Source organism: Glutamicibacter sp. M10 (genome assembly GCF_025452055.1).
Classification (GTDB): Bacteria; Actinomycetota; Actinomycetes; order Actinomycetales; family Micrococcaceae; genus Glutamicibacter.
The window spans coordinates 2852125-2867792 of sequence record NZ_CP104918.1 but is presented as its reverse complement, the minus strand read 5'-3'; the positions used below and the strand labels follow the sequence as shown (position 1 = coordinate 2867792).

Sequence of the window (15668 nt, the reverse complement as noted above, 5' to 3'; positions counted from 1 at the left end):
GGGCGTGGTTGTACCTGGGAAACTGGGACTGACAACAAAATACGGGGATGATCGGTTTCGACGGTGTGAGTCGCGACAGATGAAGCGGGCCGAGGATGCAAAGTTATCTCGTAAACGCTCTTTGCAAAACAATAAGTGCCGAATCAAAGCGCACTGACTTCGCTCTCGCTGCCTAAGCAGCCAGACAGTCCGTTAGCCAGAGGTTTGCTATCGCCTCTGATCCTAACGTCATTTAGATAGCCACTGTATCCAGCGGCCGTTACCGCTGTTGGGTACATATTTAGGTAACTGTGCCTGGATCAACCACATGTTTGCGTGATGGTTGGGGCAGAGAAAATCCGCAGCAAACTGCGCCCGGAGAAGACCTGGCAACACCACATCGGACGGGAGTTCAATTCTCCCCATCTCCACGTATCTAAGCTCCGGAATCAGGCTAACCGCTTGGTTCCGGAGCTTTTTCGTTTGTGCTGAACCTGTCGCGCATTGGGGGAGTCCGCTCGGATAACACTCGCGAGCCTTGACTAAACACTGTGCAAAAATTGCGAGTCCATTCGCGGCTTGGAGGTTTTACACATAGACTTGAGATGAAAGCCGAAGAATTTCATGCGGTGGACTTTGCAGAATTGGAGTGAGAGAAGAATCGATGGGTAAAAACAGTTCCCAACGGGTGTCGCCTGTCCTTTCAGCAATCTATGCAGTCGTCGCTTTTCTGCTCGAAGTCGGTTTGCTTTTCGCAGCAGCATTGGCCGCCATCGCCTTCATCCCATGGCCCACCATTCCGGCGATCTTGGTAGTGGTTATCCCGCTTCTGATCCTCTGGGGAATCTTCTTTTCCCCGAAAGCCGTGGTCAAGTTCAGGCTACGAACGCGCATGCTTTTGATTCACCTGATCTACATCGGTGGAGCTTATACGTTGTGGCTCAGCGTTGATCACTCGTTCTATGAACAGTCACAAATCTGGGCCATTGCCATGCTCGCCTTGACCGGCATCAGCGCGATTCTTGTCGTTGCCACCGGCGGTTACGCCGTGCCGCACGACCGAACGCCAAAGCAGGCCCAACCACTTCCTCAAGCCGAAAGCTCAGGCGCTCCCAAAGGCCGGCGAGCTGCACGATAAAAGTTTTTCCTACAAGAAAAACCCAGCCAACGGCTGGGGTTTTCTTGTCTCTTAGAACAAAGTAGCTAGCAGGAAGCCCAGATAAGCAGCGAGGATTGCGCCGAAAAGCGTACCGAAGGCATTGGCCAAACTGGCGACCGTCCGGCCCTCTCGAAGCAATCTCAGGGTGTCAAAACTTGCTGTGGAGAAAGTCGTATAGCCGCCAAGCAATCCAGTTCCCACGGCGAGAAGCCAGGGCTCAGGCAACAAGGAATGCGTCAGTAGGCCTGTGAGAAAACCCAGTACGAAGGAGCCGGAGAGGTTGATAACGATGGTTCCCCAAGGCATTCGTGAGCCGAAGCGTGCGGTGAGTAAGGTATCAACAGTAAAGCGAAGTACCGCGCCCAAACCACCGCACAGAGCGATGGTGAGAAATAGGGTAGGGGTTATGGCCATCTCAGTTCCCCTTCGCCGAGGTGCGACGTTTGGTTCCCACCAGCATGCCGCACCATGTGGTCAGCGCTCCGACGAGAACTGTCCCCAGCCCGTAGCCTAGGCCTAGTAGCGCCGATCCGTTGTTGGTGAGCAGCATGGAGTCGGTTGCCAAGGCACTGTAGGTGGTGAAGCCTCCCATGAAGCCGGTGCCAACAAGCAAACGAATTCTGTGGCGTGCTGACGTTTCTGGTCCGCGAGCCGAGAGGGAAGTGAGTAACCAACCCAAGGCGAACGCGCCAACGACGTTGACCAGCATTACCATCACAGGAAGGTTGAGTCCTTGGGGCTGAAGCAGGCTCAGGGCCAGTCGGCTGGCTGTGCCCAGCGTTCCGCCAACAAAGACCAAGGCTAAGTCGACCCTGCGAAATTTTGGGATGCGCGCCCCGGAGTTAGTACTCATCTTGGTTCACACCCCTGCGCCAGCATGGACCCAAATAAGTGAGGCCTCGATGTAGTCCAACTGGTGTGGGAGTTTGATTCTGGCCCCGGGTACCAGCCCCTGGGCGGCTGCGCGTCGCAAAAACTCGGGATCTTCGTCGCTGATCCGATCGATGATGGCTTCTTTGCCGGCAAAACGGTCAAGCCTGATCGCTTTAGAGACGGGCAGGGTGCCATCGGCAGCAGGGATCGCGTCCCCGTGTGGGTCGCGGCGAGGGTGGCCAAGGCGCGCGTCCAGGGCGGTAATAAATCGGTCGCTGACCGTATGCTCCAACGCCTCGGCCTCGTCGTGGACCTCGTCCCAGCCATAACCTAATTCATCGCGCAAAAAGGTTTCCAATAGCCGATGACGTCTGACCATCCGCAGTGCTTCGCGCCTGCCACTATCACTGAGCGAAACAGATTTGCGTGGGACGTGATGGACCAGATTTTTACCCGCAAGCTTTTGGATCATTGACGTCACCGATGCAGGGGACAGGCCCAGCTGATCGGCCAGGACCCCGGTGCTTACTTCGGAGTCGTCCCACTCGGTCAGGGTGTAGAGCGCTTTGAGATAGTCCTCTTCGCTGGTGGTCAGCGACCCGGTGGGGTGTGGGGTGCTCATTAGCGGTTTAGATATGGCAGGATCGCCTCGTGCAGCTTGCCGTTGCTGGCCAGCGCGTTGCCTCCATGGCAACCTTCTTCTCCAGCTACCGAGGTGAAGCGACCACCGGCTTCACGAACCACGGGGACCAGTGCGGCCATATCGTAGAGTTCAAGCTCGGGCTCAAAAGCCGCGTCCACGGCGCCTTCGGCCAGTAACGCGTAGGAGTAAAAATCTCCGTAACCGCGGGTACGCCAAGCGGTGTCCAACAGGTCGAGGAAACCATCAAGCTTTCCGGCTTCCTTCCAACCACTCAGCGAGGCGTAGGCCAGCGATGAATCGGTCAAATCGGTCACCGAGGAGACCGAAATGGCCCGGGTGGCGGTGGAGCCCACGCTGGTGCCCGGTTCAGTGACGTAGGCGCCCAAACCGGTGGCGGCGTGCCAGCGACGGCTCAACGCTGGGGCAGAAATGACACCAAGCACTGGCTCGTCATCGATCAACAGAGCGATCAACGTAGCCCAGACAGGCACGCGACGCACAAAGTTCTTGGTGCCGTCGATCGGGTCGATCACCCAGCGTCGTGAACCGGTACCGTGCACACCAAATTCTTCGCCCAGTACCGAATCATCCGGGCGGTGGGCAGCAAGTTCGTTCAAGATCAACTGCTCTGCGCCACGGTCTGCATCAGAGACCGGGGTCATATCCGGCTTGGATTCGACCACCAAGTCATTGGATCCATAGCGGGCCAGGGTGAGCGCATCAACCTTATCGGCCAAAGCCAGCGCAAATTCAAGATCTTCTTGCAAGGTAAATTCTGCCATGGTGTTCCGGCGCCTACTGAGCGCCGAGCTCCTTTTCGTGCGTGGTTTCCTTGGTGGTCACTAACCGCCGGTACGAGGCCAGACGATCTGCAGGTTGAGCAGTATCTGCGCTCAGCGCCCAGGCTTCTAAAGCACAGCCAGCTTCACCGGCGGCGTGGGTGCAACCTCTCGGGCAGTCGGTCGCGATCTGGGCCAGGTCTTCAAAGGCGGCCAGAATATTATCCGGATCCACCAAGCCCAAACCGAAGGAACGAATACCAGGGGTATCAATGAGCCACGAGCCCGGAACCTGTCCCAGGCGTAGCGCGAGCGCATTTGAGGAGGTGTGGCGTCCGCGCCCGGTCACTGCGTTGACGTGCCCGGTTGCTCGGGTTGAACCAGTCAACGCGTTAACTAGGGTGGACTTGCCAACACCAGAGTGTCCTAAAACGACCGAAACGCAGCCGCCAAGCAGCTCATCAAGTTCTGCCAGTGCACGCACATCCAGCCTTGCACTGGACCCGTCGGCGCCTCGGGCATCAACGCCGGAGGCCTCTTCGGTGGTGGTGCGGGAAATGACCACGGGGAAATCCAGACCCTCATAGTGCTTGAGGAATTCGGCCGGGTCCTTCACATCGGCTTTGGTCACGCACAAGACCGGTTGAATGCCGGCATCGTAGGCGGCCACCAGTGCGCGGTCAACAAAGCCGGTGCGTGGCTCAGGGTTGGCTGCGGCCACCACAATCACTAGCTTGTCCACGTTGGCCACCACAACACGCTCGGTAGCGTCGGTATCATCGGCACTGCGGCGCAGCAGGGTTCGGCGTTCTTCGATGCGCACCAAGCGTGCCAGGGTGTCAGGCTTGCCGGTGGTGTCACCGACCAGTGCTACTAGATCGCCCGGGACGATCGCCTGGCGACGAAGTTCGCGGGCGCGAGCTGCGATGACGATGCGCTCATTGGCGGTGTCTTCATCCAAGATGGCCGTGTAGCGGCCGCGGTCCACGGTGATGATGCGGCCAATGACGGCCTTTTCGTAGGCGGGACGGTCCTTGGTGCGCGGGCGGGAGCCACGCTTGTTCGGACGGACACGCACTGAGGATTCGTCATAGTCTGAGTAGTGCATTAGCCGCGATCCTTAGCGGTTTTGGCCATTTGTGTCCACAGTTCGGGGAACTGCGGCATGGTCTTGGCGGTGGTGGCAATATTTTCTACGCGGATGCCTTTGATGGCCAGACCCAACAGCGCACCGGCGGTCGCCATGCGGTGATCCTCGTAGCTGTTCAGATCTGCGCTGGTACGCACCCCGGGAATGATTTCCAGCGCGTCGTCGGTCGCGGTGACGCTGGCACCGATTTTGGCTAGTTCAATTTCCAGCGCTGCGAGCCGGTCGGTTTCATGTCCGCGGAGGTGTCCGATGCCGGTGAGCTTGCTCGGGGAATCGGCCAGTGCGCAGAGAGCAGCCAGAGTTGGCGCGAGCTCGGAGGCATCGGCGTAGTTGATGCCGGTGATCTTTCCGGTGCCGCGCACGGTGAGCACCCCGTCGGTGCCATGGCTGACCTCGGCCCCCATTTGGCTCAAGATCTGCACCCACTTACCGCCGACCTGGGTGGTCTTTTCGGGCCAGAAACGGATGCCCACCGAGCCGTTGGTCGCCAGAGCTGCAGCCAAAAAGGCCCAGCGTTGGACAGGTCAGGTTCAACGGTCACGGTGAAGCCGGCAATGGGTGCTTCGGCGATCTGCCAACCGCGGCCATCGTCATCCACGGTGATCGCTACGCCTAATTCGCGCAAGGTTTCCACGGTCATGGCGATGTGATCCGGGGAGGCCACCGGGCCGGGTGCAGCGCGCAGTCGCAGTCCGCCGGGCAGTGCGTGTCCGGCAAGCAGCAGTGCGGAGATGAATTGCGAGCTACCCGAAGCGTCAACCACTACTTCTCCGGTGCTTTGTACTTCGCTGGCATCCATGGTGAACGGCAGCATGCCAGGTGTTTGTCCGTAGCTCAGGCGTGCGCCCAGAGCCTGAAGTCCATTAAGTACCGGGGCCATGGGACGCACTCGAGCGGCCGGGTCGCCATCAAAGTGGACCCGTGCTTTAGCGACAGCAGCCAATGGCGGAACAAAACGCATCACGGTTCCGGCCAGGCCGCACTCAATGGTCAGCTCGGTGCCATCGGACTCAGCGCGCTTTAGTTCGCTGGCAGGAGTGAGCACTACCGTGGTGGAGCCATCGGGCTGCTCGGTGCGATCGATTCCCACCCCGAACTTTTCCAGCGCCCCGAGCATCAGCTCGGTATCGCGGCTGATCAAGGTGTTGTGGATGGTGGATGGCGAAGAAGCCAAGGCCGCAAGGATCAGATAGCGGTTGGTTAACGACTTGGAAGCTGGCACGGTGACGGTGGCGTGAACCCCGGTGCCGGTGTAGGGCGCGGGCCACCAGTTCTCTGCGTTGTGCTGCGGTGGGTGGTGCTGGCTTCCAGAGGCGCTTGCGGTGTTGATTGCTGATCCTTAGGCTTGTGCGATTTTAGTTAAATCTTAGCGGAGATCTATGGGGGAATAAGGTTTTGGATCCCGTGGTTGTACCCAGTGTGACGATCAGAGAGCAGACTTCAACAGCAAGCGGCACCACTTGTGTGGTGGACGAGGAACCTCGCGGGGCCCGTACCGTTACCCGGTCGCGTTCGAATTCGCGCAATAGCGCTAGTAACCGCGTAGACTCAGGCGTGATGAACAACAAGAGTGTGGACGAGAATTTGCCCGATGCGGCCACTGAGTCCGAGGCACAGCGTCGCGAGCGTTTTGAACGTGACGCCATGCAGTATGTGGATCAGCTGTATTCAGCTGCCCTGCGGATGGCTCGAAACCCTACGGATGCTGAGGATCTGGTGCAGGAGGCCTACACCAAGGCGTACTCGGCCTTCCACCAGTACAAGCCAGGTACCAATCTGAAGGCCTGGCTGTACCGCATTCTGACCAACACCTATATCAACTTGTACCGCAAGCGTCAGCGCGAGCCTTTGCGCACCAGCACCGACACCGTCGAGGACTGGCAGATGGCTTCAGCGATGGAGCATTCGCCTACGGGTTTGCGTTCGGCTGAGGTTGAGGCGCTGGATCACCTTCCGGATTCGGATGTGAAGGCGGCTTTGCAGTCCATCGGTGAAGATTTCAGGATGGCCGTGTACTTCGTTGATGTTGAGGGTTTCAGTTACAAGGAAGCCAGCGACATCTTGGGTGTGCCGATCGGCACCGTGATGTCCCGGTTGCACCGTGGACGTAAGAATTTGAGGGAACTGTTGGCAGATTATGCAGCAGACCGTGGGATAGCCACCGGAGCTCGTGCCAAGAGCGCCGCGAAGGCTGATGGAGGAGCGAAATAAGATGGATTGCAATTCATTGGGTGATTGCGCCGATGACCGCATGGTACGCATCTATGAATACCTCGATGGTGCATTGACGCTGAATGACATCAAAGAGGTCAAAGCGCACCTTGATGGCTGCCCGGAGTGCACCGAGGAATATGACCTTGAGTGCATTATCCGTTCGGTGGTGCGACGTAGCTGCCAAGAGCAGGCGCCGCATAATTTGAAAGCCAGTATCTTTGCCAAGATTTCGCAGGTTCGCCTCGAATCAGGTCACTAACAGGCAAAGAGAAACCCCGTAGCTTTCGAGTAAAAACTCGAATGGTACGGGGTTCTTTTTATGTTCGCTTCGCTTAGCTGTTTGGGCGCTTGCCGTGGTTGGCACCGCCACGCTTGCGATCGCGACGCTTACGAGCGCGCTTCGACATGGTGACTCCTTTAAGGGATCAATGGTTTTCCCCGATAGCTCGGGCCGACTAATAGTCTTTCATACTTTGCGTCCATTTTCCTAACGCGCAAAGGTGGTTTAGCCCTCGCCTGGCTCCGGCAAGTCTAGCCATGAGTACCAGCCTCGGTGTAGTACCAACCAGGCCATCAGTCCGTAACCGGCTTGCCCAGGTACACCGCCCGAGGCGTTCAGGTCGCTACGCCATTGAGCGTGACCGCGCAGGGGAGTGAACGTATCCACGTAGTGGTGGTTGCGGCGCAGTGCCACATCCGAGTACACGCGGTTTAATTCTGCCACGCGCTGGTTGCGAGCGTCGTCCAAGCCGGGGCTGGGCCAACAAGCAAAGCTTTGATGCTCATTTGTGAGGCTGAATCAAGGATGTTGGCCAGGTTCAAACGGCTGCGTGCGGTGGAGACATCGAGGTCAACATCGCGATCTGAGAGTGCAATAACCAGGCGGTTTTCATACTGGTCGCTGAATCGTCGAGATGCTTCGCCCATCCAGCGCTCGGCTAGGGCTTCGGATCCTTCAGCGGGGGCAGCCAGAACGAAGGACTGAAGTCGCAAGGCAGGGTCCTGGGTTCGGGCCATAACACGGCCGAACCAGCCCAGTCCGCGCGGGTCCCCATGTCCGGCCAGTAGCTCATCTCCGATTGCGGTAATTCGGATTGTGCGTAACTCCAACTGGGCGACCTTTCGTTGGCTACAAGAATATGAATCGATCCCAACCTTAGCAGTCCTATGGGTTGCTTTCCGGGAGATTCATGCTGGAAAAGGCAACAAGTTACTGTGCAGTGTGAGTTTGTGGTTAAAGAGCTGTTGCCGGCGGGTATTGACCATAAAATCTTGGAAAATACTCGCCGGCAACTAAGCCTTAGCGATCAAAGCGGCGAAAGATTAGCGGGCGAAAGCCTGCTGCATCAGCACTGCGTTTTCTGCGTCGTGGCGCTTTGCGGTACCTGCAGAGGTAGCGGCCAAAGCTGGGCGGGAGACCAATTCAATCTTCTGCTCAAGCTGCGGTGCCACATACAGACCGAAGAACGGCCATGGACCCTGGTTGGCTGGTTCGTCCTGAACCCAAGTTGCCTTGGCGTTCGGGTACTTGGCCAGCTCGGCAGCGATCTGCTCCAGTGGTGCAGGGTAGAGCTGCTCAACGCGGATGATCGCGGTCTTGGTGTCCTGAGCCTTGGCGCGGGTAGCGATCAAGTCGTAGTAAACACGACCCGAGCACAGCAGTACCTTCTCTACGGCGTTGGCATCGGTGATCGATGCGTCGCCGATGACTTCCTGGAAACCACCGGTGGTTAATTCTTCCACGGTGCTTGCTGCGGCCTTCAGGCGCAACAGCTGCTTCGGGGTGAAGACAATCAGTGGCTTGCGTGGACGGGCGTAAGCCTGACGACGCAACAGGTGGAAGTGGTTGGCACCGGTCGATGGCTGAGCCACAACCATGTTGTTCTCTGCACAAAGTTGCAAGAAGCGCTCGATGCGAGCCGAGGAGTGGTCTGGGCCCTGGCCCTCGTAGCCATGCGGAAGAAGCATAACCAGCGAGGAGGACTGTGACCACTTCTGCTCTGCCGAGGAGATGAACTCATCGATGACGGTCTGTGCGCCGTTGACGAAGTCGCCGAATTGGGCTTCCCAAATCACCAGTGCATTTGGACGCTCCACCGAGTAGCCGTACTCGAAGCCGAGTGCTGCGTATTCGGAGAGTAGCGAGTCGTAGATCCACAGTGGAGCCTGATCATCGCTTAGGTTGTGCAGTGGGTACCACTCGTTGTCGTTTTCGCGGTCGTGGAAGACCGAGTGACGCTGAACGAAGGTACCACGGCGTGAGTCCTGGCCGGCCAGACGTACTGGTACGCCTTCCATGGACAGCGAGCCCAGGGCAGCGATTTCGGCGAAGCCCCAGTCGATGCCGCCTTCACGGGACATCTTCTCACGACGCTCGAGCAACGACTTGAGCTTGGTGTGCATGGTGAAGCCTTCAGGGAACTGAAGGTGAGCTGCACCGATGTGGGCCAAGGTCTGAGCGGAGATGGCCGATGCGCGTGCGCCGTCGACGGTGTTCTCGTCGGCAGCCTGAGCGAATGGCTTCTCTAGGTCGTTGATGGTCGAGCCCGGGGTGATGATTGGGATCGGGGAAGTCTGGGCGGCATGCGTCTCAGCGAAGATGCGCTCCAGGTTTTCCTTGTACTCGGCCAAAACGTGCTCGGCTTCTTCCTGCGTGATGTCGCCGCGACCAACCAGGGCCTCGGTGTACAGCTTGCGGGTAGAGCGCTTAGCTTCGATCAGGTTGTACATGATCGGCTGGGTCATCGAAGGATCGTCGCCTTCGTTGTGACCGCGGCGGCGGTAGCACACGAGGTCGATGACAACGTCCTTGCCGAACTTCTGGCGGTACTCGAAAGCCAACTGACCTACGTGAACCACTGCCTCTGGGTCATCCCCATTGACGTGGAAGATCGGAGCCTGAACGGTACGAGCAACGTCCGAAGCGTAAACCGAGGAGCGCGAAGAGCTAGGTGCGGTGGTGAAACCAATCTGGTTGTTCACAATCACGTGCACGGTACCGCCGGTCTTGTAACCAGGCAGCTGGCTCATGGCCAGAACCTCGGAGACGACACCCTGGCCGGCGAATGCAGCATCGCCGTGAACCAACAGTGGCAGTACTTCATTCTTCGAACCCAAGCGGTCAAGCTTGGCGCGGGTGATGCCTTCGAGTACCGGATCAACTGCTTCCAGGTGTGAAGGGTTAGCAGCCAAGTAAACCTTGGTCTGGTTGCCAGCGTCCGAGGTGTAAGAACCTTCGGTGCCCAGGTGGTACTTCACGTCGCCCGAGCCCTGAACCGAGCCTGGGGTAGCGGTGCCTTCAAATTCGCGGAAGACCTGTGCGTAGGTCTTGCCTGCGATATTGGTCAGTACGTTCAGGCGTCCGCGGTGGGCCATACCAATGGCTACCTCGTCCAGCTGAGCGTCCGCAGCATCAGAGATGATGGCGTCCAACAGTGGAATCAGCGATTCGCCACCTTCGAGGCTGAAGCGCTTCTGTCCAACAAACTTGGTCTGCAAGAAGGTTTCGAAAGCCTCAGCGGAGTTCAGCTTCGAAAGAATGCGCAGCTGCTCTTCGCGGGTTGGCTTTGCGTAACGGGATTCAAGCTTGGCCTGGAACCACTCACGCTCTTCTGGGTTCTGCAGGTGCATGTACTCGGTGCCGATGGTGCGGCAGTAAGCATCACGCAGGGTGCCGAGGATCTCTCGCAGCAGAGCGCGGTCGGTGCCGCCCAGTCCGCCGGTGATCCACTCGCGGTCCAGATCCCACAGGGTCAGACCGTAGTTGTTGATGTCCAGATCTGGGTGCTTGCGCTGAACGTATTCCAATGGGTTGATGTCGGCCATCAGGTGGCCGCGCTCCCGGTAGGAGTTGATCAGGTGCTGGATGCGTGCAACCTTGTTGACCTGCAGGTCGATATCAACCTGGTTGTCAACGGCCCAGCGAACTGGCTCGTAAGGAATACGAAGCTGTTCGAAGATTTCGTCGTAGAAGCCCTGCTCGCCGAGCAAGAGGGATTCAACTAGCTTCAGGAATTCGCCCGAACCGGCACCCTGGATGACGCGGTGGTCATAGGTGGAGGTCAGGGTGATGTGCTTGCCGATGCCAAGGCCGGAAACGGTCTTCTCTGAAGAGCCGCGGAACTCAGCTGGGTATTCCAGTGCGCCCACACCAATGATGGCTGCCTGGCCCTTGGACAGACGTGGGACCGAGTGAACGGTACCGATGCCACCTGGGTTGGTCAGCGACACGGTGGTGCCTGCGTAGTCATCAGCGGTCAGCTTGTTGGCACGAGCGCGCTTGATCAAGTCTTCGTAGGTGGCCCAGAACTCGTTGAAGCTCAGGGTCTCCGCGGCCTTGACGTTTGGTACAGCCAACATGCGGGTGCCATCTGGCTTTGGCATGTCGATGGCGATACCGAAGTTCACGTGTGCTGGCTGGATGGCGGTTGGCTTCTTATCGATGACGTCGTAGGTGACGTTCATCGAAGGGATCTGCTTCAATGCACGAATCACGGCGAAGCCGATCAGGTGGGTGAAGGAGATCTTGCCACCGCGCGAGCGCTTGAGGTGGTTGTTGATGACGATACGGTTATCGATCATCACCTTGGCTGGAACCGCACGAACGGTGGTTGCAGTCGGCACGGTGAGGCTGGCATCCATGTTGGTTGCGATGGCCTTCATTGGCCCACGCAGTGGGTGCGCTTTTCCTCACCGAAAAGTTCGGTGGAAGGGGTAGCCTTCGGAGCCTGCGCCGGAATTGGCGTGGTCTTCGGTGCTGGCTCAGCCTTCTTTTCTTCAGCAGCTGGTGCTGGAGCGGCGGCTGGCTTTGAAGCTGGTGCTGGTGCTGGCTCAGAAGTGCGAGCCTGGGCTGCAGCGCGTGGTGCGCCCTGCCCATTGGTAGCCGGAGCCGCAGCAGGAGCTGCTGGCGCCGCAGGCGTCGGCTGCGCTGCCGGTGCCTTTTTGTCGGCGGCGAGAGATTCGAAAATATCCCACCATTTCTTATCTACCGAGTTCTTGTCGACGAGATACTGTTCGAACAGCTCGTCTACTAGCCACTCGTTTCCACCAAACTCTTCAGTAAGTCGGTGGTGTGCTTGCTCTGGCACGTGCAACGCCTCTTCCCTGATTTCTACGTTGTTCTAGCTTGAGCCGGTGGTCTTCCGAGGACGTGAATCGACCACTTCGGCTCACAAGATTTCTAGACCTGCGCACCAGTCTAGTTACTTTTACGGCCGCTTGGCCACGGCACGTATGTAATCTCACGAAAGTGTCGTGTATAACAGTCCGTTTAGCGTCATTGCGCTACCGTTGAACGTCACAAAATCGATGTGGTGCACAAAAGGTCATCGTTCGATAGACTAAAAAGCACTATGGAATCACACTCTCCAAGCCGGCGTGCCGCCCACGGGCGCAGTGCCGGCCAACACAGTTCATGTTCAGCAGGTTCTGGCTCGCGATTGGAGCCTTCTAGTTGCCGCCTGATCGGCACCGAACCTCTTACTTTGATGTCAACGAACAGGTGGCGGTAACCACCCATGGATTGGCTCTACATTCTTTTTGGCCTGCTACTTATTCTTGGCACAGGCTTTTTCGTGGCGGTGGAATTCTCACTTGTCGCGCTCGATAAAAGTACGGTGCAAAATGCCGTTGATCGAGGGAAGCTGGCGCAAAGCCGCTCCTACAATGCTTAACTTCACTGTCCACCCAGCTCTCTAGCTGCCAGTTGGGCATTACCCTGACCACTTTGCTCACCGGTTATGTTCTTGAACCGGCCATCAGCGCCCTGCTGGAGCCACTGTTGGAAAACTTGGGTGTCCCGGAGGCCAGCTCGGTAGCAGTTACCGTCATCGTGGCCCTCGTTCTGGCAACCTTGCTCTCAATGCTGATTGGTGAATTAGTTCCAAAGAACATGGCTATCGCTCAGGCAATGCGGGTCGGAAAGTTGCTGGCTCGCCCGCAGCTAGTTTTTACCGCGATCTTCAAGCCCGCCATCATGGTGCTTAACGGTTTTTCCAACGCAATCCTGCATCGCTTCTTCGGACTAGAGGCCAAGGAAGAAATTTCCGCAGCCCGTTCGTCGCAAGAATTGGCTTCGCTGGTGAGACGTTCAGCTCAGTTGGGAACCTTGGACGTGCAGACCGCGCGTTTTGTGGAATCCACTATTGAGTTCTCAGAGCGCACCGCAGCTGATGTGATGACTCCACGTACTTCGATGTCCACCATAGATTCGCAGGCCCCACTTTCGGAACTGATCGAAGTCAGCGCCGATACCGGTTTCTCACGATTCCCGGTCATTGAGGGATCCAGTGACGAGATCCAGGGCATCTGCCACGTGAAGGCTGTTGTCTCGGTGCCTCGCGAACGCCGGGCAGCATTGCAGGTGGGTGAATTCGCCCGCGATGCACTCTACGTTCCTGAGACCATCCACCTTGACGTGCTTCTTGAACAACTGCGTGCAGCTGAATTCCAGATCGCCATCGTTATGGATGAATACGGTGGAACCGCCGGTCTGGTCACCCTTGAGGACTTGGTCGAAGAAATCGTCGGTGAAGTATCTGACGAACACGATGAGGACGAAGAGGAAGCAATCACGCAGCCCAACGGCAGCTGGTTGTTCCCCGGAATGTTCCGCCCCGATCAGGTTAATGAAAACTTTGACCACGAGGTAATCCCCGAAGAGTCTTCCTACGAAACCATTGGTGGATTCATGCTCGCTGAGTTGGGCCGCCTGGCAGAACTCGACGATCAGGCGGTGACCGAGCACGGTACGTTTACTGTCACCGAATTGGAAGGTCGTCGTATCGCCCAGGTGAAGTTCGAACCATCGGCACCGGAATCGGAGGCCGACGATGCATGATTTTATGGGTCTAATCTGGCTCGTTGTCTTGTTGCTGGGTAACGCTTTTTTGTTGCCGGCGAATTCGCGGTAATGAGCGCGCGTCGTTCGCAGATCGAGCCGTTGGCGGACGAAGGCAACAAGCGCGCCAAGCTCGCGTTGTACGCCATGGAGCACGTTTCGGTGATGCTCGCGGTCTGCCAGTTGGGCATTACCGTGTGCTCGCTGCTGATCTTGAACATCTCTGAGCCAGCTATTCACCACCTGCTTGCTGAACCGATGGTCCATTTGGGTATGTCTGAGTCGGCAGCGGATACCGTGGCGTTCCTTGTTGCTCTGGTCTTGGTGACCTTCTTGCACGTGACTTTTGGTGAGATGGTGCCAAAGAACATTTCGGTGTCTGTGGCAGATAAGGCAGTGATGCTGCTGGCCATGCCATTGGTGGGACTTTCAAAGGTACTCAAGCCAATCACTTCGATGCTCAACGGCATGGCAAATATTGTCCTGCACGTCTTTGGTATTGAGCCGAAGGATGAAGTGACCAGCTCATACACCGCTGATGAAGTGCGTTCGATCATCGACACCTCTTCAGAAGAGGGCACGCTGGACGAAGACAATGCCATGCGTCTGACCAAGGCCTTGGAATTTTCCTCGGTCACCGCACGTAGTTGCATGGTTCCCATCGATGATTTGTTCACCCTTGAATGGGGACAGACCACCGCACGTGAATTTGAGAAGAAGGTTGGTAAGACCGGCTTCTCGCGCATGCTGATCACGAAGAACGAGATCCCGGTGGGTTACTGGCACGTCAAGGATGTCATGCTCATTGACGACGCTCACTCAACTCAGCCATTGATTGATTTGCCACTGCACCCCTTGGGTCAGCTGAGTCAGGACACTGAGATTGAAGCGGCCCTGGAAGAGATGCGTCAAGAAGGCAACCATCTGTCGGTGGTTGTTGATGCTTCGGGTTCGGTCATTGGCGTGGTGTTCTTGGAGGACGTGATCGAGGTGCTGGTCGGCGAAATTACCGACACCACCCGAAAGCGTGCCTCGCTACCTCGTGGTGAGCGCCAAGGAAACTAGGCGAAGCTCACTTGGTGAGTGCGTATTGCGAATGAATCGCAACTGGTAGGATTAACTGCGGTGCCCATCATGGGTGCCGCAGTTTTTCGTCGCGGCTGTTCCGCAAACCGTGCAGTTTAGAAAGTATTCCATGTCATCTAGCCCGATCGTCCGTTTTCAAGACGCACGCTTGGCCTACGGGTCCCGAGTGCTTTGGGATGAACTTAGTCTTTCCATCGATAAAGGTGAGTTCCTTGCAGTCTTGGGGCCTAACGGCTCAGGCAAGACCAGCTTCATCAACACCATGCTCGGAACAACCTCGCTGAATCGTGGCTCGGTATCGATCGCGGGAGAAGCCGTGCGTCGAGGATCAGCAACTGTCGGATTGATTCCACAGCAGCGGCCCTTTGGCGATAACGTTCCATTGCGTGCCAGGGATCTTGTGGCCCTTGGACTAGATGGTTCTAAGCTAGGCATCCGAATTGGCCGCAACTCGGTGCGCAAACAGGTCGATCAACTGTTGGACATGGTCGGAGCCAGCGGATACGCCAATCGTGCGGTGTCAGATCTTTCTGGCGGCGAACAGCAGCGGCTTCGTGCAGCCCAGGCCTTGGCTGGTAACCCGGCAGTGCTGCTGTGCGATGAACCGTTGCTGTCCCTGGACTTACACCATCAGCAGGCCATCAGTGAAGTCATTCACCGCCAGGCCGTTGAACGCAATAGTGCGGTAATTTTTGTCACTCACGAGATCAACCCGATCCTGCCGTACGTTGACCGAGTTCTGTACTTGGCACAGGGCAAGTTCCACTTGGGGACCGTAGATGAGGTCATGCAGACTTCGGTGCTCACCGAGCTCTATGGTGCACCGGTTGAAGTGCTGCGAGTGAATGGACGCATTGTGGTGGTTGCCGGTGACGGCGCTGGACCGCTACCTGCCGATGGGCATGATCACGCACATGATATTGAACTTGAGACCGGGAAGTAGGGCT

At 57.4% G+C, this 15668-nt stretch carries 11 protein-coding genes, 1 other RNA gene and 4 pseudogenes; 7 read left to right on the top strand and 9 right to left on the bottom strand.

Annotated elements, in window-relative coordinates:
* Positions 1-43 precede the first annotated feature (43 nt).
* Together ssrA and N6V40_RS13955 are read left to right on the top strand one after the other, a co-directional pair.
* Positions 44-413: a transfer-messenger RNA gene (gene ssrA / locus N6V40_RS13960) on the top strand.
* Positions 414-643: 230 nt separating this feature from the next.
* Complete coding sequence (locus N6V40_RS13955; RefSeq protein WP_262198030.1) at positions 644-1117, top strand: DUF2568 domain-containing protein; 474 nt, start codon at positions 644-646, stop codon at positions 1115-1117.
* A 51-nt stretch (positions 1118-1168) separates the two neighbouring features.
* Here the strand turns inward: N6V40_RS13955 and crcB are convergent, their stop codons facing one another.
* The 6 genes and pseudogenes from crcB to aroA all read right to left on the bottom strand — a co-directional run bounded on the left by crcB (position 1169) and on the right by aroA (position 5805).
* Positions 1169-1552 (bottom strand): fluoride efflux transporter CrcB, encoded by a 384-nt coding sequence (crcB, locus tag N6V40_RS13950; protein ID WP_315973696.1) that lies wholly within the window; start codon positions 1550-1552, stop codon positions 1169-1171.
* A 1-nt stretch (position 1553) separates the two neighbouring features.
* The gene (locus tag N6V40_RS13945; RefSeq protein ID WP_262198029.1) at positions 1554-1991 is read right to left on the bottom strand and encodes a fluoride efflux transporter FluC; all 438 of its coding nucleotides are present in this window, start codon (positions 1989-1991) and stop codon (positions 1554-1556) included.
* Positions 1992-1997: 6 nt separating this feature from the next.
* Complete coding sequence (locus tag N6V40_RS13940; protein ID WP_262198028.1) at positions 1998-2633, bottom strand: metal-dependent transcriptional regulator; 636 nt, start codon at positions 2631-2633, stop codon at positions 1998-2000.
* Positions 2633-3436, bottom strand: a complete 804-nt coding sequence (locus tag N6V40_RS13935) for an inositol monophosphatase family protein (protein ID WP_262198027.1) — start codon at positions 3434-3436, stop codon at positions 2633-2635. Before N6V40_RS13935 ends, N6V40_RS13940 begins: the two co-directional genes overlap by 1 nt.
* A 13-nt stretch (positions 3437-3449) precedes the next feature.
* Positions 3450-4541 (bottom strand): ribosome small subunit-dependent GTPase A, encoded by a 1092-nt coding sequence (locus tag N6V40_RS13930; protein ID WP_131087833.1) that lies wholly within the window; start codon positions 4539-4541, stop codon positions 3450-3452.
* Positions 4541-5805 (bottom strand): annotated as a pseudogene (aroA, locus tag N6V40_RS13925) (3-phosphoshikimate 1-carboxyvinyltransferase). The gene N6V40_RS13930 and the pseudogene aroA overlap by 1 nt, the downstream one beginning before the upstream one ends.
* A 335-nt stretch (positions 5806-6140) precedes the next feature.
* On the opposite strand from aroA, the gene N6V40_RS13920 reads away from it, so the two are divergent.
* Positions 6141-6794, top strand: a complete 654-nt coding sequence (locus tag N6V40_RS13920) for a sigma-70 family RNA polymerase sigma factor (RefSeq protein WP_131087835.1) — start codon at positions 6141-6143, stop codon at positions 6792-6794.
* A gap of 1 nt (position 6795) precedes the next feature.
* Positions 6796-7056, top strand: a complete 261-nt coding sequence (gene rsrA / locus N6V40_RS13915) for a mycothiol system anti-sigma-R factor (protein ID WP_131087836.1) — start codon at positions 6796-6798, stop codon at positions 7054-7056.
* Positions 7057-7129: 73 nt separating this feature from the next.
* On the opposite strand, the gene N6V40_RS17770 is transcribed toward rsrA, so the two are convergent.
* From N6V40_RS17770 to N6V40_RS13905, 3 genes and pseudogenes are all read right to left on the bottom strand, one after another.
* Positions 7130-7204 carry a 50S ribosomal protein bL37 gene (locus N6V40_RS17770; RefSeq protein ID WP_369299107.1) on the bottom strand — a complete coding sequence of 25 codons (75 nt, stop codon included), beginning with the start codon at positions 7202-7204 and terminating at the stop codon, positions 7130-7132.
* A 98-nt stretch (positions 7205-7302) separates the two neighbouring features.
* Positions 7303-7907: pseudogene (locus N6V40_RS13910) on the bottom strand (GDSL-type esterase/lipase family protein).
* A gap of 213 nt (positions 7908-8120) precedes the next feature.
* Positions 8121-11884, bottom strand: a pseudogene (locus N6V40_RS13905) (multifunctional oxoglutarate decarboxylase/oxoglutarate dehydrogenase thiamine pyrophosphate-binding subunit/dihydrolipoyllysine-residue succinyltransferase subunit).
* Between the two features lie 429 nt (positions 11885-12313).
* Between N6V40_RS13905 and N6V40_RS13900 the strand changes: the two are divergent.
* The 3 genes and pseudogenes from N6V40_RS13900 to N6V40_RS13890 all read left to right on the top strand — a co-directional run bounded on the left by N6V40_RS13900 (position 12314) and on the right by N6V40_RS13890 (position 15664).
* A pseudogene (locus N6V40_RS13900) lies at positions 12314-13635 on the top strand (hemolysin family protein).
* Between the two features lie 72 nt (positions 13636-13707).
* Positions 13708-14700, top strand: coding sequence for a hemolysin family protein (locus N6V40_RS13895; protein WP_315973695.1), 993 nt, complete (start codon positions 13708-13710; stop codon positions 14698-14700).
* Positions 14701-14830: 130 nt separating this feature from the next.
* On the top strand, positions 14831-15664 hold the full coding sequence (locus N6V40_RS13890; RefSeq protein ID WP_262198026.1) for a metal ABC transporter ATP-binding protein: 834 nt from the start codon (positions 14831-14833) through the stop codon (positions 15662-15664).
* Positions 15665-15668 lie beyond the last annotated feature (4 nt).

Bases quoted from the DNA above. Each gene is read 5' to 3' on its own strand.
- N6V40_RS13955 (WP_262198030.1), top strand. From the start codon at position 644: ATGGGTAAAAACAGTTCCCAACGGGTGTCGCCTGTCCTTTCAGCAATC.
- crcB (WP_315973696.1), bottom strand. From the start codon at position 1,552: ATGGCCATAACCCCTACCCTATTTCTCACCATCGCTCTGTGCGGTGGT.
- N6V40_RS13945 (WP_262198029.1), bottom strand. From the start codon at position 1,991: ATGAGTACTAACTCCGGGGCGCGCATCCCAAAATTTCGCAGGGTCGAC.
- N6V40_RS13940 (WP_262198028.1), bottom strand. From the start codon at position 2,633: ATGAGCACCCCACACCCCACCGGGTCGCTGACCACCAGCGAAGAGGAC.
- N6V40_RS13935 (WP_262198027.1), bottom strand. From the start codon at position 3,436: ATGGCAGAATTTACCTTGCAAGAAGATCTTGAATTTGCGCTGGCTTTG.
- N6V40_RS13930 (WP_131087833.1), bottom strand. From the start codon at position 4,541: ATGCACTACTCAGACTATGACGAATCCTCAGTGCGTGTCCGTCCGAAC.
- N6V40_RS13920 (WP_131087835.1), top strand. From the start codon at position 6,141: ATGAACAACAAGAGTGTGGACGAGAATTTGCCCGATGCGGCCACTGAG.
- rsrA (WP_131087836.1), top strand. From the start codon at position 6,796: ATGGATTGCAATTCATTGGGTGATTGCGCCGATGACCGCATGGTACGC.
- N6V40_RS13895 (WP_315973695.1), top strand. From the start codon at position 13,708: ATGAGCGCGCGTCGTTCGCAGATCGAGCCGTTGGCGGACGAAGGCAAC.
- N6V40_RS13890 (WP_262198026.1), top strand. From the start codon at position 14,831: ATGTCATCTAGCCCGATCGTCCGTTTTCAAGACGCACGCTTGGCCTAC.